Source organism: Klebsiella sp. ME-303 (assembly GCF_007910085.1).
Lineage (GTDB): Bacteria > Pseudomonadota > Gammaproteobacteria > Enterobacterales > Enterobacteriaceae > Klebsiella > Klebsiella michiganensis.
This window is the reverse complement of sequence record NZ_VOJB01000014.1, coordinates 1-897: the sequence shown is the minus strand read 5'-3', so window position 1 is coordinate 897 and position 897 is coordinate 1. Positions and strand designations below refer to the sequence as shown.

The 897-nt window shown below is 50.5% G+C and carries 2 protein-coding genes and 1 pseudogene; all 3 read right to left on the bottom strand.

The features are described 5' to 3' along the window. Positions 1 to 218, bottom strand: a pseudogene (secY, locus tag FQK12_RS00110) (preprotein translocase subunit SecY); the annotation flags it as partial. 7 nt (positions 219 to 225) lie between these two features. Then, positions 226 to 660: a 50S ribosomal protein L15 gene (gene rplO, locus FQK12_RS00105; protein WP_004106336.1), complete on the bottom strand. Its 435-nt coding sequence runs from the start codon at positions 658 to 660 to the stop codon at positions 226 to 228. Positions 661 to 663: 3 nt separating this feature from the next. Further along, positions 664 to 843, bottom strand: a complete 180-nt coding sequence (gene rpmD, locus FQK12_RS00100; RefSeq protein ID WP_001140434.1) for a 50S ribosomal protein L30 — start codon at positions 841 to 843, stop codon at positions 664 to 666. Between the last annotated feature and the right edge of the window lie 54 nt (positions 844 to 897).

Genomic DNA, 897 nt, shown 5'->3' with positions numbered 1-897 from the left:
CTGAGAGCACCACCAGAGAACATGTTGAACATTTCAATGATGGTGCCTCGCTGTTGCTCAAGCAGTTTGGCAAGTACAGCGGCATCAATACCAGGGATCGGAATAAAAGAGCCAATACGGAACACAATCAACGCACCGATTACAAACAACAGTCTGCGCTTCAGTTCGCCAATCCCACCTTTGGCACTTTGAAAATCTAATCCCGGTTGCTTAGCCATCTGCTACTTATTCCTCAATTTTACCGCCAGCAGCTTCGATAGCAGCACGAGCACCTTTAGTCACGCGCAGGCCACGAACAGTTACCGGACGAGATACTTCACCAGACAGGATCACTTTCGCGAACTCGATCTGGATACCGATAATGTTAGCCGCTTTCAGCGTGTTCAGGTCGATAACATCGCCTTCTACGTGAGCCAGATCAGACAGACGAACTTCTGCAGTGATCATCGCTTTACGAGAAGTGAAGCCGAATTTCGGCAGACGACGGTATAGAGGCATCTGACCACCTTCGAAACCGCGACGTACGCCACCACCAGAACGAGAGTTCTGACCTTTGTGACCACGACCACCGGTTTTACCGAGGCCAGAACCGATACCACGACCCAGGCGTTTACCCGCCTTTTTGGAGCCTTCGGCCGGAGACAGAGTATTTAAACGCATCTCTTACTCCTCAACTTTAACCATGAAGGAAACCGCGTTGACCATACCACGAACAGCAGGAGTATCCTCGCGCTCTACGGTGTGACCAATACGACGCAGACCCAGGCCAAGCAGCGTTGCCTTGTGTTTCGGCAGACGACCGATTGCACTGCGGGTTTGAGTAATTTTAATAGTCTTTGCCATGGTTTATTTCCCCAGAATTTCTTCAACGGATTTACCACGCTTGGCAGCGACCAT